Below are 21,240 nucleotides of genomic sequence, written 5' to 3' on the forward strand. Positions count from 1 at the left end.
TTCAGGCCTCGAAGCGCATGCGCCGAAGGCGCGAGTCTCGAGGCCTGAACGGCGGGACACCAGGGGGCCTCAACCCCCGCGCGCGCCAGCGCGCCGAAAACACAGCCCCGCCGGTTGCGCCATCGCGATCTACTACGCTCACCCGGGTGAGCAGTATCCAGGTCGCGGACCAAACCTTCCTCGCCGCTCCCGGCGCCGCGGTCGCGGCCGCGCTGGACGGCCCGGCCCATTGGCGGCGCTGGTGGCCCGATCTCGAACTGGATGTCCGGGAAGACCGCGGCGACAAGGGGATTCGCTGGTCGGTATCGGGGGGGTTGACCGGCACCATGGAAGTGTGGCTGGAGCCGTCGCTGGACGGCGTGATCCTGCACTATTTCCTGCACGCCGAACCGCCGCAGCCGTTGCCGCCGCGCAAGCTGGCCGCCGCGAACCGGGCCCGCCGGGTGGCGGGCAAGGTGATGAGTTTCGAGATCACCCCCGGCCCTGGCCCTGCGGGCCAGAGGCGACGGCCTACGGCCGTCGTGAAAGACATTGCGTAGCAATGGGTTTCATGCATTGCCGAAGGCAATGCAGTCCAAAGACATTGCGTAGCAACATCTTTGGTTAGGCGGTAACTATCCTGTAATGAAATACCCTGGTAGAGAGATGATTACGATATACCGGAAATGATTTCCTGAATTACTGTAGTAATTCTACGGGAAATCTAGAAAAACGGTAGAGAACTGGGCGGGTTCGGAGATTTGTACGACAGTACCATTCTAAAGGGCCGTTGCTGAGCGATTGACTAGCAGAGAATCGACAGGGACGCCGTTTGAGCAGGGACGCCACGTATTTGGGTGCCGTCCCTGGTCCCGTCCCTGTGAAAAATAGTGGTTGACCTGCGGTTATTGCTTATACAGGGACGAGGGACGGCAGATTTTTCTTATCTTCATATACGTGAGGTGTTATACGGGGTACAGAGAGGGGGATGTGGAGTGTGTAAACGGTCTATAGAGAGAGAGTGGAGTCGGAAGTGGCGTCCCTCGTCCCTGTGGACATCGAATGTGCAGTTCACGGGCGGTTTTTGGCAGGGACGGGACACAGGGACGCGAGAAAGCCGGTCGCGTCCCTGGTCATTCGCCGTCCCTGAGCACAGATCGGTTCGGGGAGTGTCGAAGTGGCAGGACAGGACGGCGGTCAGTTGCCCGACTGTGGCATCACATTGCCGATATCTCCCAGCGTAAGGCCACAATTCCAAATCCGTTCGCGCACACCCGATCGCGGATGAGGGTCGGATAGGTGACTTCTTGGGCTCCCTGAGCGCGAGTGCCGGGGCGAGAGTGCCGGCGGGTGAGTTGTACGCGTCCTATGTGCTGGAGCCGCGGGGGAACCGGAGAGCAATACGGCGCAGATTCGGCGGCAGTAGCGTTAGGGACGCGAGTCCCTCGATCGCGACAGACAGAGAAGCCGGAAGGGGCCGAGGGACGGCCGCGGGGTGTCCGATTCGGAGAGGAAGCGCTACGCGCATACGCGTAAAAGGACCGGGTTCGCGCCCCGGTGTCGACATCCGAAACCGGGGCGCTGGCTACTGCGGGTAGTTCTCGGCGTCCTCAACCAGTAATTTGCCGCCCTCGGACCACCATTTGCTCAGCGACTCGGCCAGCAGGGCGATACGCCGGAGCCGGCGGACCTCTTGGGCGTCGGACTCGTCGAGCGCACGGTGAAGAAGGGGCCGCAGCTCGGCGAATACGTCGGTGGGCGGGAGGCCGAGAACGCGGGAGACTTCGGCTGAGACCGCGGCGTAGACCTCGGGCGGTGTACCGATCGGGTCGAACGGCTCATAGGGATCTACCTTGGGCACTGTGGAACTCCTGTCGCAGGTCGGAGCACTTGGGCAAGATGGTTCGCCATGGAGACTGTGACGATGGTCGGTCTGTTCGATACCACCGACAACGCGGAACGCAACACGGCCGGGGTGAACGCGCTGCTGTCCGGAAAGCCGTGGTTCAGCCCCGATCCGAGCATCCCCGTGTGCGGGTCGGTTCTGCACGTGCCAGCCGCCGTGACCAACGACGGACTGGAACGCCGCTTCGTGTGTGACCGGGCCGCCGAACACGGCGACAAATCCCACCGCCAGGTCACCGACGCGGACGAGGGCAAGGTGTTCGAGTGGAAAGACGGCGCGGTGGAGCAGATCCACGCGGCGGCGTTGGCGGCTGAGAACCGGGCCGAGGGATAGCGCGCTACAGGGACGGCAGCGCGTTCCCGTCGTTGTGTTTGCGCTCCCAGCGGTCGATCTTCTCTCTCACGGCCTGGTCGATGAGCGCGGCCAGCGATTCGGACCCAGCCTCCTCGGGATGGCGCCGGCCCATGTAGGTGACCACCTCGCGCATGTACTCCAGCAGCGCGGTATCGAAGTTGATGCCCTGCTGCTGCTTGTTGTTGCTGCGCCGGTTGAGCGCGGGCCGGGTGTCGCCCCCGACCTCGGTGGGTGGTTTCGGGGTGCGGCGACGCCGGTTCTCCGGCACCGCGGCAGTGCGTCCGCCGGAGGCTACAGCGTTCTTGAGCCGGTCGCGGGTGGAACCGGCGCGCTTGGCTCCGCTGGAGTGAGGGGCGGCGGACATCATGCCTCCTGCTGGTCGTGGCGTGCGTGGATCTCGGTGAGCGCGTCGGCATAGCCGGCGAACGGGCCGGTGAGCGCGGGCGCGGTACCGAATGCCTGCGCTATCGGTTCGCGTGCCGAGATCCTCGATTGCATCACCGGATAGCCGAAGTCCTCCACGAGAACGGCCGGCGCTTCGGTGGCCGACTTCGTGCTCCACAGAACCCGCACTACCAGAACCGAGGTATAGACCGGCCGGATCGCATCGACGGCTTCGGCGACCTCGAAAGTGTCGGCGATCTCGGCCAGGTCGATAGCGCTGGGCGAGGTGGTGACGATCAGATTTCCGGTCGCGGTCAGTGCCGCCTCCAGCGTTTTGGCCTCCAGACTGGCGCGTGTGACCCGGGTACGGCTCGGAGGGGTATCGACCACGATATGGGCGTACTCGCCGCGCGCTGACTCGATTTGGCGGCCGAGAGTGCGGTGATCGGTCCAGGCGACCACGTTGACCCGATCCCACGGCCAGTCTTCCCCGGCGACATGCGCCCACTTCAGCGCGGATTGCTGCGGGTCGGCGCTGACCAACAGCGTCTTGTCTTCGCTGTCCTGGGCATCGGCTTCGGCAGCGAGACCGAGGGCCGTCAGCACCGCGGTGGTTGTCTTGCCGACTCCGCCCTTGAGATTGCCGACGGTTATCTCGGTCATGTGGGCGTCTCCCGGGTCGGCGCGGTCTACGCGTGTACGCGTAGAAGTGTCCACAGAATACCGTGCCCACCTGCGGAATCAGCGGTAGCGAATCATCTTGATCGGTACTCGGCGGCCGCGCGCATCATCTTGATAGGTCGCCCTGGTAGAAGCTCTGCGAGCCATTGCGGAAGCGAGGCGATCGGCCGGGGCATCACTGCCTGATAGGTGTGCTCGCCCACGACGGAACCGGGCCCGACGACGTAGCCGCCGGACCGCAGACCGGGCCCACGCACGTCGATCCCGGCAGTGAGCCGGCCGGAAGCGAACAACCTCCCCGGGGTCGGCCGGAAGTACAGGTGCCATCCGCGCGGTGTCTGCACGCTCAATGTCTCGGGCAGTGTCTCGCCGCGGTCGCGGCACAGCGCGGCCAGTGCCTCGATACCGTCGCGGTCGTCGCGCCGGTCCAGATCGAGCACCACCACATTCGAGGCACGGCACCCGATCCCGATATTGCAGAACTCGGGCCACAGCCACGCCATCCGAGGGTCCGCGCTGGCGGCATATGCCCACCCGGGCCGGGCCGGGCGGCGCCCCAGCAACGGAAACACCGCCAGACCCAGAGCGAGCGCGGGACCAGGATCAGACACAGTTACACCGGTATTCGCACTCCACCCCGACCTGGCCGCATTCGCAGCAGTGCGCGGGCGGACCGAGGTATTCCCAGTCGCCTTCCTCGGCTTCCTGCCGGGCGTCGGCACAGCCACAGCCGCCACACCAGCAGCCGCACGAACACCGGTCGTCGTCTTCGTCCAGCGGTTCGGCAACTCCAGGGATCGGTTGAGAGAGAGACATTCGACGCTCCAATTCAGAGGAAATCGGATGATGTGCGGCGATGGTAGGGCCAGTGTCCGACAGAGGAAAGGCGCGCAGATCTCCCCATTGGACGCGTGCCGATCCGATCCGGTTCCCCTGCTCCCTCCCCAGTTCCCTACTTGGGTGGGGAATGGAGGGAACAGGGGAAGGGAACGATTCCCCACCTGGTGGGGAACTGGGGAACTGGGGAGGGGAACAGGGGAATTGTCCACGGGCGTGGTGATGGTGCAAGAGGTGTGCGCGGTTCCCCAGTTCCCCACCCCGATGGGGAACTGGGGAATTCCCGACTCCCCGGGGAACAAGGGAACAGGGGAACAAGAGGGGAACAGGGGAAGTGGCCCCCGGCCCCCTGGAAGGTCCCCCCGCCACTGGGGAGGCCCCCAGGGGGCTCAAACGGGCCCCCTGGGGGCGCGAGAGGGCGAGGGGGCGTCAGCGGGGGGCGAGGGGGCGCCTGAATGGTGCAAAGGGTGTGAGCCAAAACCGTTGCTCAAACGAAGAAGGGGGCGGGCTGGCGCGCATCACGGGGGCGGAGGGGGCGCACGGCAACGGCCCGCCCCGGGGGATCGGGGGCGGGCCGCTGGAGTGGTGGTGGGTCAGGCCGCGGTCACCCGGCGCCCTTGAGCGCGAGATCCTGCAGAACGGTCACCACGTCATCGGGAAGCGGCGGAGTTGCGCCGGCGGAGTCCTCCTCCATTGTCAGAACGACGATGCCGCGCCAGAATCCCGGGTCCTGCCGGTAGCCGAGTCCGGCGAGCACCACATCGGCCAGCCGGTTCGGTGGTGCGTCGCCACTCGCGAAATTGTCGTCAAACCAGGCACGCAACCGGCGCACACCCATGGTGCCCATGGATTCACAACCGATGAGTTCGCGCAGGATCCCGTTATCGGTGATGCCCTCCGGGCAGAGCGGCCGGATATCGGCGAGTGCAGCGACCCGGAAATCCCCGTCCGGGAGCAGCACAGCGAGATCCGGGGCGTGCAGTGGTTCGGCGTCCCCGCAGACCGCGCAGACCTGCATATCGGTGAGCCCGATCGCGCGTTCGGCCGGAGAGGCGGGCACGGCAGTCATCGGACGGCCGCAGCACTGCTTGGTGTCGGTCATCCGAGATCCTTCCGCCACTGGTCCCCGTGCGTGCGCAGCCATGCCCGGATGCTCTCGGAATCGGTGAGATCGGCATCGTCTGATCGTTCGATCTCAGTGGCGATGGTCTCGGCGACGCGGCGGCTGTAGCCCAGGCCGGTCAGGAACCATAGGGCCTCAGCGTGGGCGATGGGACCGACCGGATTACTGGTCGTTGTCATGGTGTCCTCCTGGTGAAGAGTCTGGCTGGTGGGTGGGCCAGCATCTAGACCAGCCTCTTGACCACCCTGCATCGATGGGGCAAGGGGCTGGTCAAGAGGGCAGTCAAGAGGCCGGTCAAGACGTGGAGCAAGGGGCGAGACACCTGCTGAACTGCGGATATCTCGCCCCGTGCAGGTTTCCCTGTCCTGGTGGCCGTATCGCTGACCATAGGTAACTGCGTTGGTCAGGGCTTGCTGTCGAAGGAAATCGAGGTCATGCGGTCGAAGGTGAAGCCTCCGTCGTAGTTGTGGGCCTCGATATTGCGGGTGATCACGGCATCCCAGGCGTCTTTGCGGCCGGTCTGGATACCGTGCATCTCCTCGGCGGTGAGGTTGCGCAGCTCGACCCGCCGCGACCGCGGTCCGCCGGTGGCGTCGTGCTTGGTGCGGTAGAGATCGGAGCGGAAGCCGTGCAGCAGCACCGTGATCGAGTTCGGCTCCCGTCCCTGGTTGGCCAGCCGCTCCAGCTCCCGGGCCAGGGCCTTGCGGGAGTGGGTGTGGACGTGTTCGGCGCCGGAGGGAAGCTTCGTGATTGTCACCGACCCGGTCGTCTTGACCGGCTTGCCCGATCGGGTGGTGCGCTGTGGTGGCGCCGGCGGAACCTTCCCGCCGGGCCGTGCCATCGCCCGCAGCGAGTCCCGGTACCGTTCCGGCGGCTGGCGCTTCCCGGTCGCCCACAGGTGCACCGTGGACGGCGAGACACCCAGGGCGCGGGCGATCTCGGCCTGAGACCGCCCGGCGCCCATGGCCTTGTCCAGGAAAGCCCGCAGCGGCTTGCGGCGGCTCACTGGTCACCCTCCTCGGCCAGCAGCGCGGCGCGCACCTCGTTGAGCGCGGTCATGGTGCGCGGGGCGTCCAGCGGCTCATTATGGGCGAGCTGGACACGGAACGCACCGACCTTGCCGGTATCGGTCACGTCCTGCGGGGTGGTGGTCCAGTACCCATCGGTGCGGGCGGCCACGAGTTCGTTCAACGGCACGTGCCGGATACCGACACCGCGCTGGGTCGGGTGCGAGTACAGCCAATCGCGGCAGATGCCCCAGATGTAGGCCGACCACTCCGGGTGAACCAGCCAGTCCCGGCCGGGCCCGACCTTTTCCAGCCACTCCCAGCGCTTCCCGTCGACCGAGGGCCACACCGAGGTGGTGCCGTCGTCGGGGCGGCTGGTCAGATCGTCGATCGGGCAGGAACGGAGCTTGCCGTACTCGGCGCCGGTCAGCTTGCCGACCGCGGCGATCGCGATCTGTCGCGCCATGATCCGCGCCAACTCCTGGACCCGCTCGCCGGCCTGGTCCTGCGCGGGAATCCATTCGTCACGCAAGGCACGAAGGGCCCGGCCGAACGCCGCGAGCGGCTTGGTTTTCGGGCCGGTGAAGCGGAAGCGCTCCAGGATCTCGACGTGCTCGCCGATGCGCCAGCCGTCGCGGTCGGCGGCGTAGAGACCGCGCTCCCACATGTAGGCCTCGAAGGTCTCGCCGGGCGTGTGCGGGTAGATCCACTTCCCGCTGTCGTCGCGGGTGCGGAACGGGCCGACCCGATCCCACCCGGCCGGAACGGTGACCCGCACCCGGTACAGGCACGGCTCCCACCCGGAGCCACGGCGCGCGAACTCGGGCACGGTGTCGCGGACCACGGGCCCGGTCGGCATCTCCATATCCAGGAACTTCGCGTAGGCGAACCGCATATCGACCACATGCAGACCCGGAATCCGATCGGCGATGTTCGCCCCGCCGGTCGGGTGATCCAGGGCCGCGTAGTTCTCGGTGCGGCCCTGTCCGGCATGGGTGCGGATGAGGTGCTGTAGTTCGGTGTCCAGGATCGGATACCGGTGTGGCTCCCCGGCCCGGTCGCGCGGCAGGGTCCGGCGGATCAACTCCAGGCCGGTCGATCCCGGGGTTCCCTTCAACGGGACCCCGTACTGCTCGCCGCAGACCTCGCCGAATGTGGAGGCCAGGCCATCGAGCAGCAGGGCGAACGCGTCGCGCAACTGCTCGGGGCTGGTCGCGGCCTCCTCGGTGCGGTCGCCGAACCAGCCGGCGGCCCGGTAGATCACGAGCTGAGTGCCCGGTTTGCCGTCCACACCGGGACGGCGATACCGCAGGCTCACCCGGTCGCGGCCGTCGCGGGTCACGCCATCCAGTGACTGGTCCAGGCTCTCCCAGCCCTTCGGGAGCCGGGTATTGGCCCATGTGTTCACCACGCCATCGGTGCCGATATCCGCGCCGGTCAGGTGCACGAATTTCACCTCTGCGGGGACCGCGCGCAGCAGTTCGGCCAGCGTGGCGAGCTTGCCGCGTTTGCCGATCTCGAACACGACACCGGCGTCGGTGATGCCCCGTCCCGCGGCGAGATCCACATACGCGGAGGGCTTGACGGTCCACTTCATGATCCGGCGCTCGCTGTAGCCGACCGGCCCGGCCGGAGCCGGTTCCGGATCGGCGGCCGCGGTATCGATCACCGCATCGATGTCGTGCTCGGTCTCGCCGAACTCGGCCAGGAACGCCACATCTTCGACGCTGGGCTCCTCGGCGGGATCGGGCGGCACATCGAGATCCGGCGGCCCGTCGCCACCTTCGGGCCCGTCGTGGCACATGCACCAGCAGTCCACGGTGCCCGCGGCGAGATCGTCGGCGCAGCGCGCGTGCTCATCGGCCCGGCACAGCGCGGACAGGCTGTGCACCGCGACCAGTTGCACCGGCTCGGCCGGCGCAGGTTCGGGCGCGGGTGTGGGCTCCGGAGCGGGCGCCGGTGCTGGTGCCGGGGTGGCCGGTTCGGGCTCCGGAGCGGCGGGAGCCTTGCTCAGGTGCCATTTCCGCACGCCGTTGCTCTTGACCAGCTCGGCCAGATATCCGGCGTTGCGCAGCGGGATCTTCTTGAGGTTGATCTGCCGGGACATGTAGGACGGGTTCTCCGGCCAGCCCTTCGGTACCCGGGCGAACGCGTCGGCGGCATCGGCCCGGAACTGGGAATTGAGTTCGGCGAGCAACTCGGTCGGCGTGTACGTGACTCCCTCGCCTTTGTCCTTGTCGTTGATCAGCGACTGGAGGGTGAGAGCGAAGGTGTCGGTGTTGGCGATCTCGGCCTGGTTCTCGTCGCGTTCCTGCATGAACGTGGCGAATCCGTTGGTGCCCATCACCTGGTCGACGGTGGCCAGGATGTAGGAGTAATCGGCGAGCCGGGCGACACGGACCCGGCGGCGCTGCATATCGGAGCGAACGTCGTTGAGCCGCGCCAGGACTTCCACGGCCAGATCGAACAATCCACCCAGGATCTCGGGGTGCAGGGAATCGAACTCGGCCATGATCTCGCCGGTGGTGCGGAACACCCCGCCCGGGATCGGCTCCACCTCGATCGAGATGAGCCGGTCCAGGAAGTCGGGCTTGAGGGTGCCCGGGTCGATCGCAGTGAACGAGACACAGCCACGTACCGGAATCGAGGTGACGCCCGAGTCGGTGTAGAGGGTGCGGCCATTGCGCATACCGCCGGTCGCGATGATCGAGAGCGCGGTCTGCTGCTCATTCGTCATCCGGTCGATGTTGTCGAACGGCAGAAACCAGCGCTGACCGGCCGTGACGTAGATATCGCGGATATCGGCGGGCAGTGCCATCACCACGTCTTTGAAGCCCTGACCCTCCCCCACTTCCACCGGGTCCAACAGGTAGGCGTTGATGCCCGCGGTGGTGGTCTTCGCCGATCCGGCCTGGCCACGCAGTGACAGGATCGGGTGGTCGATGGCTTTGAAAAGCGAGGTCAGCAGGTTCGCCACCACGAGCGGGCGCATCCGCTCGGCGATGTTCATCAACCGCCACAGCTTGTTCACGTCCCCGCCGGCCACCGGATACGGCAGCGCTTTGGAGGTCGGGCCCCGCATGAACGCGACCCGCCCGGGAGTGTTGGTGACCTTCCAGCCCTCCCGGGTGATCAGCACGTACTCGCCCCCGTCGTTGGCCAGGTCGACGGCGATGCTGTCCGGGGTCGGATTCGCGATCCGTACCGCGGTCGGCACCGGCTTGGTGTCCAGGGCCTTGTCGGACAGGTTGAGCATGGCTTCACGCCGCTCGCCGCCGGAGAAGATCTCGCCGGTTTCCTTGTGCAGCGACAGCGCCAATGTGGCGGCGAGTTCGGCAGAGAAGCCCTCCAGCAGCCGGGAGACCGGCGGCCCGACCCGGGGCGTGACGAAGATCTGCCGCTCCAGGCTCCGGCCCACGCTGTAGCGCTCCCAGCCCAGTTCAGCAAGCATTTTCACGCGGTCGTTGCCGGTGATGTTCTTATCGGTGGACGCCCGCGCCGCGGCGGTGCGTCGGTTTGCGGTTCCCCGGTCGGCGCGGGCCTTGCTGCTTTTGCGCCGGGCCCGGCCGGTGGCCATTCCGGTCACCGTGGCATCGGTGCCGCCCTGGTCAGGGGCCGTGTTTTCGTCGTCGGCGGGCTCTGGTGTGGTGTTGGAGCTCGGTGCGCTCATTACCCCTCAGTGGGTCCGGGAGGGGCGAAGCCGCGATATCAGGGTCGTGTCGCGAATCGACTGCTGTCCGATCCGTGTTGTACCCTCAGAATCGCGAGGCTTCGCCCCTCGATTTTGGCCCGCCCTCTCACGCAGATCCGCTGCCAAACGGATCGAGAGGGCGGGTTTCGTCATTTCCTGGTCTGTACTCTGCCGGGTCCCGGCCGAATCGATCCAATCGACACGCGATCTCGTCTCAATCCGGCCGGAAAACGGCTATCCCAAATCCAGGCGGCGAGTGCTGCGTTCAGCTTCCGGGAACCGCCGATGGCAGCCGGCGCATTGGAAGTCGGCGTCAGTCCCCTTCGGCCGGAACGCATCCGCGAAGCAATCCGGGCATTCCGCGTCGTCCAAGTTGCCGTCCGTCTGGAACCAGCCGACCGCGACCAGTAGGCCACGGTGCTGGTGTTCGAACGCGGCCAGCTCGTTGCGAGCGTCCCGCAGTTCGGCTTCCATCCTGGACATCCGCTCGTCGTATTCGCGGTAGAAGTCCTCGCTGGTGGCAGTGGGATCGGCCATGTGCTCGGCGAAGTCGCGGCCGCGGTGGATCGGAGCTTCGTCGATCCACTTTTCGTAGCGAGCCACGCGGTCGGCCAACTCCTGTGCGGCTCCATATGTGCTGTCGTTCATGATGATTCGCTCTCGATTCGGGTTCGGTCAGGGCTGGCTCAGAATGACGGCGGGTCGTCGCCGAAGTCGGACTTTTCGGCATCGGCCCGGCCGTTGCCCTTCGGGTCCTGAACGTTGCGCGCGATCTTGCGCACCGCGACCTGCGCGAACCGCATCGAGGCGGCCACGTCGTGAGCATCCAGCTCGTAGATGGTGTGCTTGCCTCCTTCGTCGTCTTCCCAACTGCGCTGGGTCAGTTCGCCGGTCACCATGACCCGCGTGCCCTTGCGCAGCTTCGATTCGGCGATGTTTTCGGCCTGTTCGCGCCAGACCCGGCACCGCATGAAGAGAGCCTGCCCGTCTTCCCACTGGTTCGACTGGCGGTTGTACACACGCGGTGTGGATGCCACGGTGAAGTTCGCAACCGCGGTACCGGTCGGGGTGAATTTCACCTCGACATCAGCGGTCAAGTTGCCGGTCACAGTCATCGGGGTCTTACCGTTCATAGCTATTGCTCCTCCCTATCGGGCTTGGATGTTGACCGGGGTGGGTGCGGTTCCGTCCGCGTCTCCCGGGTCGTTGGATTCGATGAGTTCGGCGCGGGAGATCCCACGTCGTTCGGCGGCCCGGAACTGCCGCTCCCGCGTGGCTCTCGCCAGCGCTTCGAGCTGTGCCGGGGTCGCGGGCCGCTTCGGCGCGGCGAGGTTGATGTCGAACAGGTAGGCCACCTGTGCGCGGCCGCGCCGGCGGAACGAGAGAACACCAGCGATGTCCTGACCGTTCGGCCGCAGACCAGCCGCGGCGAGCTGCCGCCGGGTCCGCAGGTGCGTCGGTGCGCACCGCCAGCGATAGACGCTCATGACCAGCTCAGAACCTGTCGGCGCTGGAAGGTGGCCCGCTGCCACCACGTCGGCTCGATCGTGATCCGCAGGGGCCGCAGCACTCTGTGGTCACGCGCGCTGTCGAGTGCGTTCATGACGCCCGCGTCCGGCTGGGACACGTAGTTCAGGGCGGCGGTGACGTGGTTTTCGCGTACGCACATCATCGCCATGACCAGGGCCATCGCTTCTTCGTGCGCGATATCGGTGACCGGGATGCCGAACGCAGCCAGGGCGATCCGCCGCAGGTCTTCGAATCCCTCGTCGTCCACGGTGAAATCGAAATAGTCGTTGTTGAGTGCCATTGAGTGTTCCTCTGATCAGCAGGGATGATGAGAAAGGGGGACCGAGCCAGCCAGTCACTGGCTCGGTCCCCTTCGGGTCATTTGGCGGCGGCCAGAATCGGCCACAGCCCAGCGGATTTACCCGCCCCGGTCGCGCCCCGGAACGGAGGCCGGGTGTAGACGCTGGTCCGCACGGTCGGCGCATCGACCAGCCGCGCCAACGCTTTGCGAGCGCTGCGGTAGATGGCGCACTCCTGGCCACAACTGGGCTTGTCCGGCCCGTGCGTGGTCAGGATGTTGCGCGCTTCGGCGATGGTGACCCGGCCGGGATCGGTGCAGTCCCACGGGCTCGGGCGCCAGTCGTCGGTGAGCGGGTGATATCCCAGCGTGCGCGCGGTCACCGGATGCCCTCCGCCCGGACTACCGTGCGGATCGCGCGGACCACGATGGTCGGCCGCTGGAACCGGATGTGCCCGAGAGCGTGCGTGACCTCGGAAACCAGTTCGCGCAGGGCGGTCTCGGCCGCGCGACGGGAATCGAAGGTGGTCGGCTCGGTGCTGTCCGGATCGGTGAGCCGATCGACCGGGGAGCGCCAGAACGTGCCGTCCGGGCGCCGGATGGCCCATTCGGAACGCAGCGAGACCGGTGCGGGCTCGGGATCGGGAGAGGTGGGCCAGTAGGGAACTGGCTGGTCGAGAGTGGTTTTCATGCTCCGCCTCTTTCGTGTGCGTTGTGTGTGCGCGGTGCGCACATATTGATTATGTGCGCTAGAGCACGTGCGCACAAGATGCGCACACGAAAAAGCCCCGGCCAATTTCAGCCGGGGCCCACGGCGTCCGATCACGCCGCGTATCGCTCGATCTCCTCTCCCGTAACCGCTTCCATCAGAGCGCAACCGAGCACCTCGGCGGCCGGCGGAGTCACGGCGTTGCCGAGGCCTTGCGCCTGGGTCCGTTTGGCCAGCCCCGGCGTCATCCGATAGGAGTCCGGGAACGCCATCCCCCGCCGGATCTCCGAGGGCTCCAGCATCCGGAATGTGCACGCGGCAATGAGCCGATCCGGGTCCACACCGAGCAGCCCGTTGCGGTCGCGGGTGGTCACCGTGCCCATCGGCTCGGATACCGGCCGCGCCACGCCGGTGCGGTGATAGGGCACCAGCAGGTGATCGCGCACCGCTTCGGACCCCGGCGGCTGCACCAGGCCGTGGTGGAACCCGTGCGCGCTGAACGTGGCCAGCGGCTCCCCGAGCCCGTACGCCGAGTTCTTGCTGCCACCACCACGCAAGGTGGTCATGAACGGAGGGATCACCATCGCCAGCTCCCGCCGGGTGGTCTGGGTCGGCATCGGCGCGTCCACCGTGCGTGCGGGCTGAGTGGATCGTTTGCTGGTCTGCACAACCATCGGCGGCAGCACCAGCCCATCGGATTCGCGGGTGGTGCGCGTCGGCATCGGCACCGACAACGGCGTCGGATCGGTGCGCCACGTCCCGCCGGCGGGCGCCAGGAACGGTTCCCGCGCATACCTCTCCAGCCCCACCCGGATACGGTCCATCGTCGCGGGCGCCAGCGGGTCCTCCCGCTCCCCGATCCGCTCGCCGGGATCCAAACTCCAATCGATCGCGTCGGCCGCGGGCGCGGTGATCGGCTCCACCACCGAGAACCGGCAGGCCTTGCTCGGGCACCGATAGACGTACTGGCCGTGACGCTGACCGTATCGGCCCATATCGACCCCGGGCCGCTTCCAGGTCTGCACCGCGTCCACCATGCGGTCACACCCGGCGCACCAGGCCTTCGGGCGAAGCCATTTGTCCCAATCCGGGCGGCGACCGAGGGATTTGAGCCAGTAGGCGACATAGAGCCGGTCTCGCGACTGCGGCGCGGTCAGGCAGGCCCGAGGGACCACATGCCCGGAATTCAGCGCGATCACCCGGGTCTCATAACCGATCTCCTCGATCTCGCCGATCCAGCGGTTCCACTGGTCCCACCGGCGGCACTGCACCACGTTCTCCATCACTCCGGCGAGCACCGGGCGCCCCCGGGCCGCCATCGCGCGCAGGTACCGGGGAATCTGCTCGATCAGCGCCCGGGAACGGGAATCGGCCGGATCTTCGATCACACAACCGAGTTCGTCATCACTGATGAGGCTGTACTGATTGGACTTGTCGAAATGCCGCTTCTTGCCCGCGGCGTCGGTCCAGGCAGGGCAAGCCGGCGAAGCCCAGAAGAACTCGCTGTAGGGCAGTGCCGCCAGGTCGATCTCTTCCACATCCCCCGGCGGGAGGTGGTCGGCTTCCGGGAAGTTCAGCGTGTGGATGTCCACACATACCGGGTTGTGATTGGCGGCCAGATTCAGCTCGATCCCCGGGACCATGTCCCAACCGAGCGAATCACCACCGAATCCGGCGAAGTACACCGTCGATCCATAGCTCATGTCCCGTACCCCTCTCGTGTGCGCCATGTGTGCGCGTTGCTTACACACGTGGATTATGTGCGCTGAACGCACGTGCGCACAAGATGCGCACACGAAAAAACCCCCGCCGGTCAGCGGGGGTCATTCGGAGTAGGGGCGGTCAGGAGACCACGAGCCACTGTCCTTCGCGGATGTAGAACTCGCCGAACTCCAGCACCGATCCGTCCTGCTCACGCCACCAGTTCTGACCGTGCAGAACGGGTGAGCCCTCCGGAACGCCGAGGGCGGCGGCGGTCTCGGGATCGGCGTACACCGCCCGCTCCCGGTAGGTATCGCTCTCCACGCTGCGCTCGGTGCGGGCCTCGATCACCGCGACGGTCCCGCCGGGAAGCCGCTCGGTGGACAGCAGTTCGGGGATCTCCTCGGCGAGCGAGCCGGGAAGCCAGGTGATGGACCGCTCTACGTCGGTGGTCTCGTCGATGGACTTGGTCACGCGCTCGCGCCGGATCACCGAGGTACCGGGCTCGATCCCCATCGCTTCGGCCACATGGTCGGGCGCGGAGACGAGTTCGGAGCCGACGATGCGCGACGGCCCGCCGGCGTAGTGGCGCGCGGCCTTCATTGCACGGAGCCGACCGCGGGGAGAGAACGTGTGTTCCTCTCCCCAGGTCACCACCGATCCCTGGTTGCTCGTGGTGATGAGGTGTTCGGCGGCGAGCTGGCGCAAGGCCTTGGCGACCGTCGTATGTGCTACGCCCCAGCTGTCGGCGATCTCGCGGACCGGGGGAAGCCGGTCCCCGTTGGTCATGGCTCCCTCGGTGATCTGGTCGCGATAGAAGTCCACGAGCTGTCGCCACACCGGTGCGGGTCGCTGTATCTGCGGATGCATTGGTTCTGTCCTTCGGGTTCGGTGTGTTGGCCTATCCAGCGTATATCACGTGTGCGCTTGTGCGCACCGCCGATCACGGAGAGCACACGGAATCCGATTGTTACGTGTGCGCCCCTTGTGCGCGCGTGCTCCAGCGCACATAATCAACGTGTGCGCAGTGCGCACACGAGCCGCACACACGTAAAAGAACTGAGGCAACGAACAATGAAACGCGACTACCGAGCAAGTCTCGCCGTCCTGGCCCTGACCGGCGGCGTATTCATCCTGATGGTGGGCTACAACGCGTTCGGCTGGGCCGGCGCGATCGGCGTCGCGGTGATCGCTGGCGCTATCGCCCTCGCGGTGCGGTCCTCGCTGACCCGCCCCACCGAGACCTGGTACTGGGACCGCACCGACACCGAGATCTCCCGTCCGCGTCACCCCCGGGGCGGTGCGCGATGAGCCGCCGCGAAACCCCGTGGACCAGCAAGGACACCTGGCAGTGCATCGGCATGATCCCGCTGACCGGCGGCGCCCTGCTGGCCTGCACAGACAATCTGTCGATAGATGATATGCGCGCATACGCGCATAACGTCGGTGAGTTGGCCGTACCCATCGCGGCCGGCGTCGGTGGTGCGCTGCTGCTGGTGGCCGTCGCCCTGGTCACGGTCAGCTACCTGCGCCTGGCGCTGCTCGCCGCGATCCGCGTCTACTGGCTGTACCGGCGCCGCTGGTCGGCGGTGCTGGAAGATCTCGGCCTCACCGAGACCGAGGGAGACCACCTCGTCGTACCGCGGCTGATCGCGGTGACCCGCCAGGGCAACGAGGACATCATGACGGTGCGGATGCTGCCGGGACAGTCGGCGCAGGACTGGCACGAGCGCTCCGGCGCGCTGGCCGCCGATTTCGGCGCGGCATCGGCCCGGGTGTCCTTCGGTGTACGCCCTCACCGCGAGGTCGTCCTCACCTTCGACCGCACCCCGGCGCCCAAGCGTCCACTGCTGGAGCTGGAAGCCCCGAAGCCGCACCCGATTCCCCTGTCGCTGGAACCGTGGTCCGCCCAGCCCAAGCCCGAGCCCCGGGTTGCCATCTCCCTGACCGGGTTCCAGCTCCGAATCGCCTGGGCACGCGTCCAGCGTCTCAGCGAGAATGACCGGGGAGTCCTCCGGCGCAATCGTGCGCGGTACGGACTGCGGGGCGATATGAGGTGGGCGACATGGGCAGCAGTGACCTGATCACAGTCGGCGCGGTAAGCGCTGTCGTCGGAACACCGGTCGCGGTGTTCGCCGGGATGGTCGGTTACAAGACGGTCGAGAACCTGGGCATGCCCGGGTGGATCGGCCCGGCCGGAATGCTCTCAGCCATAGGTGCCGCAGGAGGACTTGTCATGGCAACAAAGATCAGCAGCACGCGCCGCCAGCGCCGCGCCGCTGAGCAGGAACACCAGCGCTGGATCAACTTCCGCAACACCTTCGACCCGTCGCTGTGGTTCGCGCTCGACACCCTCTACAGCGACCTGGCCGCGTGCATGATGTGGACGCACGGACAGATCGGAGTCGGCCTGGCGCCCAATCCCAACGCCGGATTCCCCGGGACGTGGCCGCGTCTGCTGGAAGGCCAGGACCCAGGGCACCCCTGGGACCCCGGCGTACGCGCCACCTCAGCCGGCGCACGGGTGCGGCTGCTGCTGCCCCAGGGCTACAGCGCCAAGCACATCTACTCGGCTCTACAGAACCTCACCGCGTCGCTGGCCGTGCCGAAAATCCATATCGTGCGCGCCAAGAGCAACGTCGTGGTGCTCGAACTGCGGGTCCGCAATCCACTGGCCGATTCCATCCCGTTCCCCACCCCGGAGCCCTCCCCGGTGCCGCTGCACGCGCTGCGGGTCGCGATGCGGGAGGACTGGGAAGCACACCGGCTCCGGATCTGGAACAACCACTTGTTCCTGGCCGGCCTGTCCGGCTCGGGCAAATCTGGTGTGCTGTGGTCGATCATCGGCGCGCTGGCCCCCGACATCAAAGCCGGCCGGGTGGAGCTGCACATGATCGACCTCAAGCGCGGCACCGAGATGGCCGCGGGCTATCGCCTGTACGCCTCCTGGGGCCACCAGATCGCCGAAGCCATCGCGATCCTGGAGAAGATCGTGAAACTGATGCACAACCGCGCCGATCCACGCCGTGAGCACTCGATGCGCACCGGTGAACCGCTGCGTAATCACGTTCCGGAGCCCGGCGACCCGCATCACGTGCTGATGATCGATGAGGTCATTGCCCTGCTGAAACTGCTCGGTGATCGCAAGGGCACGTTCAACGTGCCCCAGCTCGATGGTTCCTGGGCAGAAGAAGTGATGCGCGTCGACAAGTACGTGGTGATCCTGCTGCTGGAGATCCTGAGCCAGGGCCGCGCGTTCGGTATCACCGTGATCGTCGCGACCCAGAATGCGGCGAAGGAGATCTTCGAGACGCTGCGCGACATGTTCGCCACCATGATCGGTCTGCGCCAGGCCTCCGAGCAGCAGGTGATGATGGTCTACGGCCCCGGCGCCCACGAACGCGGCATCGAGGCCACCGGCATCACCGTCGACGAGGCCGGTACCGCCTACATCGACTCCCCCGAGGAAGGCGGTATGGCCCAGCGGGTGCGGTTCTTCAAGGTCACCAACGACGACATCATCAAGCTGGTGAAAGTGTTCGGCCGGCCGGAGGATGCGCCGATGCTGCCGCCGCTGTCCCTGCCCCAGTCGGCCGGGGACAAGAAGAAGTCGAACGTGGTGGAGCTGCGCCGCGGAGAGCAGGAGCAGGACCAGGAGCCCTCGCTGCTCGAACAGCTCGATCAGTTGCCGCCCGAACAGCCGGGCCGGTGCCGGTTCTGCGGCTCGGAAATCAAGCAGATCCCCGGCGGGCGCCCGTTGCTGTACTGCCGCGGTACCGACCATCGCCAGCAGTACAACAAGCTCCGCAAACGGCTCGGACTCGCCTCCGGCGACTGACCGATGCCCCGACCCCACTTGACCCGACCACACACAGACATATACGCGCGTACGCGTATAAGAAACGGAGTAACCGACATGACCACCACCACCGACCCCGTTATCGTCCCTGGAATGAACCGGACCGGCGTCGCACTGTGGACCCCCACGGGTCCCCGGATCGTCCACACCGAAGGGGACACCTCCCCCGGGGGATCACACACCGAGGGCCGTTCCCTCCCCCTGCTGTCCCACACCGAGGGGGACACCGACCCCGTGGGACCCCACACCGAAGGGGACACCACCCCCGACCCGTCACACACCCACGCCGTGGGTACCCACACCGCCAGGGACACCGACCCTGCCGAATCCCACACCCCGTCCCACACCCCCCACGTGGGTACCCACACCGAGGGGAACACCGGAACGGGCGAAACCACCACCGACCAGGAAGTATCCCCTGTGGGTACCGATGTGGGTACCCACGTGGGTACCCCCGACGACGAAACGCGAGGGACCACACCCATGTACATCTCCGACGCCCATCGCACAGAGGTGGCCACACTGCCCACCAAGGCGGAACAGGTCCGCCACATCTGCGCGATCCTCGGGAACCCCGAAACCGCCGAGGTCCACCGGTGGCTGGAGGCGTGCGAAATCGAGGCCTCCCGAAAATACGTGTCCAGGATCGTCAACGGCTGGCGCGAGGAGAACAACCTGGAGAACACCGGCGAGTTCCAGGCACTCACCGACGCCGATCTCGCCGAACTCACCGACTCCGGCGACGACGACGAGCCGGAGCTGGAGAACGAGCTCGCCGACCGGGTGCGCCGGGCCCAGGCACGCATCCCGCTCCAGGACGATCCCGCGCTCTACACCGCCCTGTCGGACGAGGAGATGGACAAGGAGCGCAAGCTCGCCGAGGAGGAGCGCGAAGCCGCCCGCGAGATCCGCCGGCGCCGCATGGCCGCCCAGTTGGCCAACGCCAAACGCGACCAGGCCACCGCCGAATCCATCGCCAAGAGCGAAGCCACCGATGCACGCTGGATGGAGCGGGCCCGGTCCAAGAAGCGTCGGCTCACCTCCGAAGACGCCAAACTCGCCCAGACCGTCCGCAACAGTGAATGGTCGGCGTGGGCCCTGGTCGCCGCGGTGGCCCTCGGTATGGCGTGGTCGGCGGTCAACGCCCAGAAGGGCCTGGTCCCGGACGGCAACATGGCCGATCCGCTGTTCTGGCTGAGCTACGGCGTGGAAGCGATGATTTCGCTGCCGCTCATCATCATCATGGTGGCCTCCACCTCGGCCACACGCTTGGGCCGCGCCATGAAGACAGAGCAGAAGCGGAAGGTGATCGCGGTGGAGGTCGCGCTGCTGGCCGCCACGCTCACGCTCAACGTCGGGCCGCACCTCACCCCGGCGGAGGGCGAGAGCATCAACCCGATCGACCTGTTCAAGTACGGGTGCGCGCCGGTGATGGTCGGCGTTCTGCTGCAGGTGCACGCCTGGGTGTCCGACCACTACACCGACCTCATCATGCACACCGGGAAGGCTCCCAGTGCCACGGAGAGCGACGAACAGCCAGCCGAGGTCCACTGACTCACCCCCGGCACATGACAAGGACCCCCGCCCTTACCGGACGGGGGTCCTTGCGCGTATACACGCATACGCGTCTACCGGCGCGGCCCCTGGTAGGCATCGGTCAGCGTGACCCGCTCCGGATCACCCTGCGACCCGACACGCACGTACCCGTTCGACTGCATCCGAGTCAAGACCGCCGCGGCCGGTCGAGGCGCCATGGAGTTGGCGATATACCACACCTGTCCACGCTGGGTGACCTCGTTCCGCTCGACCCGCTTCGCCATGGTCTGTACAGCATCCTCGGTCACCGGCACATCCTCGGTACGCGCCGGCTCCTTCGCCGGAGCCTCCTCGCCGCGGACCGTGGCCGCGAACTCCCGCATGGCCAACCGGAACTCTTCGCGCTCCTCGCGACGGACCCGCTCAACCTCCTCGACTCGGCGCCGGTCGGCGGCGGTCAGCGCGGCCTCCAGCTCCTCGATGCGCTGGTGGGCCGCGCTCAACTTGCCCTCCGCGTGAATCCGGGCATCCTCGGCCGCGCGGATCTCGGCCTTCGCGCGCTCGGTGGTCTCCCGCGCTTCGGTGCGATCGTTCTCCAACTCGGCGCGCATGGCATCGAGTTCCGCTGTGCGCTCGACGTTTTCGGCCTCGATCTCGGCGGCGCGCTCCTCGGCGGCGGCGCGTACGTCGTCCATCTCCTTGCGGGTCGCGATCACCCGGCCGGTGATCAGCCGGGCCAGTTCGGCGAGGGCTTCCACCGGCGATTCCGGCAGTGCCTCAGCGAGATCCGCGACCGTGACCGGTCCGGCCGGTGCGCTCTCGACCGGTGCCGGAGTCGGCTCGGATGCCTTGTGCCGCCGGATGATTCCGCGCCGCGCGGACTCGGCCGCGGCGAGTTCGGCGACCTCTTCCTTCTCCATCCCGGCGCGCTTGCGGTAGTAGGTGGCCAACTCGGACTTGTGGTCCTCGTTGCCCGGGGTCCCGTGCTGCTGCTGCCACCCGGCCTGACCTTCCTGCCCGCAGTACAGCGGCAGCCGGCCCTTCTCCTTGTTCGCGTAGACGACATTCCCGCAGATCTCGCCGGGACCGGTCACGAAGTGGCAGACTCCGCACGGGTCGCCCTTCCCGAAGATCTCGCGATCCGGATCGGCCGGCGTGGTGGTGGTCTGTTCGGTGGTGCTGGTCATGTGGTTTCGCCCCTTCCCTGTGGTGTACCACCAGTCTATTACAGGATTACCGGAAATACAACAGAATAACCACCGGAAAATGTCCGAACTTGCATTCTCCGTAACGTAGCCACGCCAGGAAAAGGAAGCGTCACCCGGAATATCCGCAGGTCACAGCGATTTGATACAGGATTACAGAGAAACACACCAGAATACTTGCAAAAGCGGTAGAGCGTGCGCTATACTTGAACCATGAGAGAGACAGAGACCACCACACCGAGCGGAAGCCCCGCAGGTCAGAGCCAGAAAGGGCCGAAGATGAGGCAAAGTCCGGGATTGACAGATTACCGGTTACCTGTTACTGGAAACGTTACCGGGAATATTTCCCAAACGTTACCGTCTACCGGAAACATGTTTCCGGTAGCGGCCGGTACGGCGGCGCTGACAGCTGTCGGTATCGCCTGGACGGTGGCGGCCGGCGCGGCGGGAGCCGGACCCGC

The 21,240-nt window shown here is 66.6% G+C and carries 24 protein-coding genes; 7 read left to right on the forward strand and 17 right to left on the reverse strand.

All coding sequences use genetic code 11. The annotated features are described in order from the left end of the window. Window positions 1-146: 146 nt before the first annotated feature. Window positions 147-539 carry a polyketide cyclase / dehydrase and lipid transport gene (locus ACWEWT_RS36635; protein WP_452565493.1) on the forward strand — a complete coding sequence of 131 codons (393 nt, stop codon included), beginning with the start codon at window positions 147-149 and terminating at the stop codon, window positions 537-539. 1,025 nt (window positions 540-1,564) lie between these two features. On the opposite strand, the gene ACWEWT_RS36640 is transcribed toward ACWEWT_RS36635, so the two are convergent. Next, window positions 1,565-1,840, reverse strand: a complete 276-nt coding sequence (locus tag ACWEWT_RS36640; protein ID WP_452565494.1) for a hypothetical protein — start codon at window positions 1,838-1,840, stop codon at window positions 1,565-1,567. Between the two features lie 48 nt (window positions 1,841-1,888). Here ACWEWT_RS36640 and ACWEWT_RS36645 point away from each other — a divergent pair, with 48 nt between their 5' ends. Beyond that, window positions 1,889-2,218, forward strand: a complete 330-nt coding sequence (locus tag ACWEWT_RS36645) for a hypothetical protein (RefSeq protein WP_452565495.1) — start codon at window positions 1,889-1,891, stop codon at window positions 2,216-2,218. Window positions 2,219-2,222: 4 nt separating this feature from the next. On the opposite strand, the gene ACWEWT_RS36650 is transcribed toward ACWEWT_RS36645, so the two are convergent. The 15 genes from ACWEWT_RS36650 to ACWEWT_RS36720 all read right to left on the reverse strand — a co-directional run bounded on the left by ACWEWT_RS36650 (window position 2,223) and on the right by ACWEWT_RS36720 (window position 15,049). After that, window positions 2,223-2,603: a hypothetical protein gene (locus ACWEWT_RS36650; protein ID WP_452565496.1), complete on the reverse strand. Its 381-nt coding sequence runs from the start codon at window positions 2,601-2,603 to the stop codon at window positions 2,223-2,225. Further along, entirely contained in the window at window positions 2,603-3,286 is a 684-nt protein-coding gene (locus tag ACWEWT_RS36655; RefSeq protein WP_452565497.1) for an AAA family ATPase, read from the reverse strand. The genes ACWEWT_RS36650 and ACWEWT_RS36655 overlap by 1 nt, the downstream gene beginning before the upstream one ends. Window positions 3,287-3,378: 92 nt before the next feature. Next, a complete protein-coding gene (locus tag ACWEWT_RS36660) occupies window positions 3,379-3,915 on the reverse strand; it encodes a bifunctional DNA primase/polymerase (protein WP_452565498.1) in 537 nt (178 codons plus the stop codon). Between the two features lie 830 nt (window positions 3,916-4,745). Then, window positions 4,746-5,243, reverse strand: a complete 498-nt coding sequence (locus ACWEWT_RS36665; protein ID WP_452565499.1) for a hypothetical protein — start codon at window positions 5,241-5,243, stop codon at window positions 4,746-4,748. Beyond that, window positions 5,240-5,443, reverse strand: a complete 204-nt coding sequence (locus tag ACWEWT_RS36670) for a hypothetical protein (protein ID WP_452565500.1) — start codon at window positions 5,441-5,443, stop codon at window positions 5,240-5,242. Before ACWEWT_RS36670 ends, ACWEWT_RS36665 begins: the two co-directional genes overlap by 4 nt. A 224-nt stretch (window positions 5,444-5,667) precedes the next feature. Further along, window positions 5,668-6,270: a helix-turn-helix domain-containing protein gene (locus tag ACWEWT_RS36675; protein ID WP_452565501.1), complete on the reverse strand. Its 603-nt coding sequence runs from the start codon at window positions 6,268-6,270 to the stop codon at window positions 5,668-5,670. Then, window positions 6,267-9,941: a hypothetical protein gene (locus tag ACWEWT_RS36680; RefSeq protein ID WP_452565502.1), complete on the reverse strand. Its 3,675-nt coding sequence runs from the start codon at window positions 9,939-9,941 to the stop codon at window positions 6,267-6,269. The genes ACWEWT_RS36675 and ACWEWT_RS36680 overlap by 4 nt, the downstream gene beginning before the upstream one ends. A gap of 255 nt (window positions 9,942-10,196) precedes the next feature. Beyond that, window positions 10,197-10,610, reverse strand: coding sequence for a hypothetical protein (locus ACWEWT_RS36685; protein ID WP_452565503.1), 414 nt, complete (start codon window positions 10,608-10,610; stop codon window positions 10,197-10,199). A gap of 38 nt (window positions 10,611-10,648) precedes the next feature. Further along, window positions 10,649-11,095, reverse strand: a complete 447-nt coding sequence (ssb, locus tag ACWEWT_RS36690; RefSeq protein ID WP_452565504.1) for a single-stranded DNA-binding protein — start codon at window positions 11,093-11,095, stop codon at window positions 10,649-10,651. A gap of 15 nt (window positions 11,096-11,110) precedes the next feature. Then, a complete protein-coding gene (locus tag ACWEWT_RS36695) occupies window positions 11,111-11,449 on the reverse strand; it encodes an RRQRL motif-containing zinc-binding protein (RefSeq protein WP_452565505.1) in 339 nt (112 codons plus the stop codon). Beyond that, a complete protein-coding gene (locus ACWEWT_RS36700; protein ID WP_452565506.1) occupies window positions 11,446-11,772 on the reverse strand; it encodes a hypothetical protein in 327 nt (108 codons plus the stop codon). The genes ACWEWT_RS36695 and ACWEWT_RS36700 overlap by 4 nt, the downstream gene beginning before the upstream one ends. Before the next feature lie 77 nt (window positions 11,773-11,849). Then, a complete protein-coding gene (locus ACWEWT_RS36705; RefSeq protein ID WP_452565507.1) occupies window positions 11,850-12,152 on the reverse strand; it encodes a hypothetical protein in 303 nt (100 codons plus the stop codon). Further along, on the reverse strand, window positions 12,149-12,460 hold the full coding sequence (locus ACWEWT_RS36710; protein ID WP_452565508.1) for a hypothetical protein: 312 nt from the start codon (window positions 12,458-12,460) through the stop codon (window positions 12,149-12,151). The genes ACWEWT_RS36705 and ACWEWT_RS36710 overlap by 4 nt, the downstream gene beginning before the upstream one ends. Before the next feature lie 131 nt (window positions 12,461-12,591). Then, a complete protein-coding gene (locus ACWEWT_RS36715; protein WP_452565509.1) occupies window positions 12,592-14,181 on the reverse strand; it encodes a DNA cytosine methyltransferase in 1,590 nt (529 codons plus the stop codon). Between the two features lie 139 nt (window positions 14,182-14,320). Continuing rightward, window positions 14,321-15,049 carry a GntR family transcriptional regulator gene (locus ACWEWT_RS36720; protein WP_452565510.1) on the reverse strand — a complete coding sequence of 243 codons (729 nt, stop codon included), beginning with the start codon at window positions 15,047-15,049 and terminating at the stop codon, window positions 14,321-14,323. Between the two features lie 204 nt (window positions 15,050-15,253). On the opposite strand from ACWEWT_RS36720, the gene ACWEWT_RS36725 reads away from it, so the two are divergent. From ACWEWT_RS36725 to ACWEWT_RS36740, 4 genes are all read left to right on the forward strand, one after another. Beyond that, the gene (locus ACWEWT_RS36725) at window positions 15,254-15,490 is read left to right on the forward strand and encodes a hypothetical protein (RefSeq protein WP_452565511.1); all 237 of its coding nucleotides are present in this window, start codon (window positions 15,254-15,256) and stop codon (window positions 15,488-15,490) included. Continuing rightward, the gene (locus ACWEWT_RS36730; RefSeq protein WP_452565512.1) at window positions 15,487-16,263 is read left to right on the forward strand and encodes a hypothetical protein; all 777 of its coding nucleotides are present in this window, start codon (window positions 15,487-15,489) and stop codon (window positions 16,261-16,263) included. Before ACWEWT_RS36725 ends, ACWEWT_RS36730 begins: the two co-directional genes overlap by 4 nt. Continuing rightward, window positions 16,245-18,017 carry an FtsK/SpoIIIE domain-containing protein gene (locus ACWEWT_RS36735; protein ID WP_452565516.1) on the forward strand — a complete coding sequence of 591 codons (1,773 nt, stop codon included), beginning with the start codon at window positions 16,245-16,247 and terminating at the stop codon, window positions 18,015-18,017. The genes ACWEWT_RS36730 and ACWEWT_RS36735 overlap by 19 nt, the downstream gene beginning before the upstream one ends. Before the next feature lie 78 nt (window positions 18,018-18,095). Then, on the forward strand, window positions 18,096-19,592 hold the full coding sequence (locus tag ACWEWT_RS36740; RefSeq protein WP_452565513.1) for a hypothetical protein: 1,497 nt from the start codon (window positions 18,096-18,098) through the stop codon (window positions 19,590-19,592). A gap of 74 nt (window positions 19,593-19,666) precedes the next feature. Here the strand turns inward: ACWEWT_RS36740 and ACWEWT_RS36745 are convergent, their stop codons facing one another. Beyond that, a complete protein-coding gene (locus ACWEWT_RS36745; RefSeq protein WP_452565514.1) occupies window positions 19,667-20,761 on the reverse strand; it encodes a hypothetical protein in 1,095 nt (364 codons plus the stop codon). A gap of 231 nt (window positions 20,762-20,992) precedes the next feature. On the opposite strand from ACWEWT_RS36745, the gene ACWEWT_RS36750 reads away from it, so the two are divergent. After that, a partial coding sequence (locus ACWEWT_RS36750) for a hypothetical protein (protein ID WP_452565515.1) occupies window positions 20,993-21,240 on the forward strand: 248 nt, incomplete at its 3' end.

It is taken from the genome of Nocardia sp. NPDC003963 (assembly GCF_053605105.1).

Bases quoted from the DNA above. Each gene is read 5' to 3' on its own strand.
- ACWEWT_RS36645 (WP_452565495.1), top strand. From the start codon at position 1,889: ATGGAGACTGTGACGATGGTCGGTCTGTTCGATACCACCGACAACGCG.
- ACWEWT_RS36650 (WP_452565496.1), bottom strand. From the start codon at position 2,603: ATGTCCGCCGCCCCTCACTCCAGCGGAGCCAAGCGCGCCGGTTCCACC.
- ACWEWT_RS36655 (WP_452565497.1), bottom strand. From the start codon at position 3,286: ATGACCGAGATAACCGTCGGCAATCTCAAGGGCGGAGTCGGCAAGACA.
- ACWEWT_RS36665 (WP_452565499.1), bottom strand. From the start codon at position 5,243: ATGACCGACACCAAGCAGTGCTGCGGCCGTCCGATGACTGCCGTGCCC.
- ACWEWT_RS36670 (WP_452565500.1), bottom strand. From the start codon at position 5,443: ATGACAACGACCAGTAATCCGGTCGGTCCCATCGCCCACGCTGAGGCC.
- ACWEWT_RS36680 (WP_452565502.1), bottom strand. From the start codon at position 9,941: ATGAGCGCACCGAGCTCCAACACCACACCAGAGCCCGCCGACGACGAA.
- ACWEWT_RS36685 (WP_452565503.1), bottom strand. From the start codon at position 10,610: ATGAACGACAGCACATATGGAGCCGCACAGGAGTTGGCCGACCGCGTG.
- ssb (WP_452565504.1), bottom strand. From the start codon at position 11,095: ATGAACGGTAAGACCCCGATGACTGTGACCGGCAACTTGACCGCTGAT.
- ACWEWT_RS36695 (WP_452565505.1), bottom strand. From the start codon at position 11,449: ATGAGCGTCTATCGCTGGCGGTGCGCACCGACGCACCTGCGGACCCGG.
- ACWEWT_RS36700 (WP_452565506.1), bottom strand. From the start codon at position 11,772: ATGGCACTCAACAACGACTATTTCGATTTCACCGTGGACGACGAGGGA.
- ACWEWT_RS36710 (WP_452565508.1), bottom strand. From the start codon at position 12,460: ATGAAAACCACTCTCGACCAGCCAGTTCCCTACTGGCCCACCTCTCCC.
- ACWEWT_RS36715 (WP_452565509.1), bottom strand. From the start codon at position 14,181: ATGAGCTATGGATCGACGGTGTACTTCGCCGGATTCGGTGGTGATTCG.
- ACWEWT_RS36720 (WP_452565510.1), bottom strand. From the start codon at position 15,049: ATGCATCCGCAGATACAGCGACCCGCACCGGTGTGGCGACAGCTCGTG.
- ACWEWT_RS36725 (WP_452565511.1), top strand. From the start codon at position 15,254: ATGAAACGCGACTACCGAGCAAGTCTCGCCGTCCTGGCCCTGACCGGC.
- ACWEWT_RS36730 (WP_452565512.1), top strand. From the start codon at position 15,487: ATGAGCCGCCGCGAAACCCCGTGGACCAGCAAGGACACCTGGCAGTGC.
- ACWEWT_RS36735 (WP_452565516.1), top strand. From the start codon at position 16,245: ATGGGCAGCAGTGACCTGATCACAGTCGGCGCGGTAAGCGCTGTCGTC.
- ACWEWT_RS36740 (WP_452565513.1), top strand. From the start codon at position 18,096: ATGACCACCACCACCGACCCCGTTATCGTCCCTGGAATGAACCGGACC.
- ACWEWT_RS36745 (WP_452565514.1), bottom strand. From the start codon at position 20,761: ATGACCAGCACCACCGAACAGACCACCACCACGCCGGCCGATCCGGAT.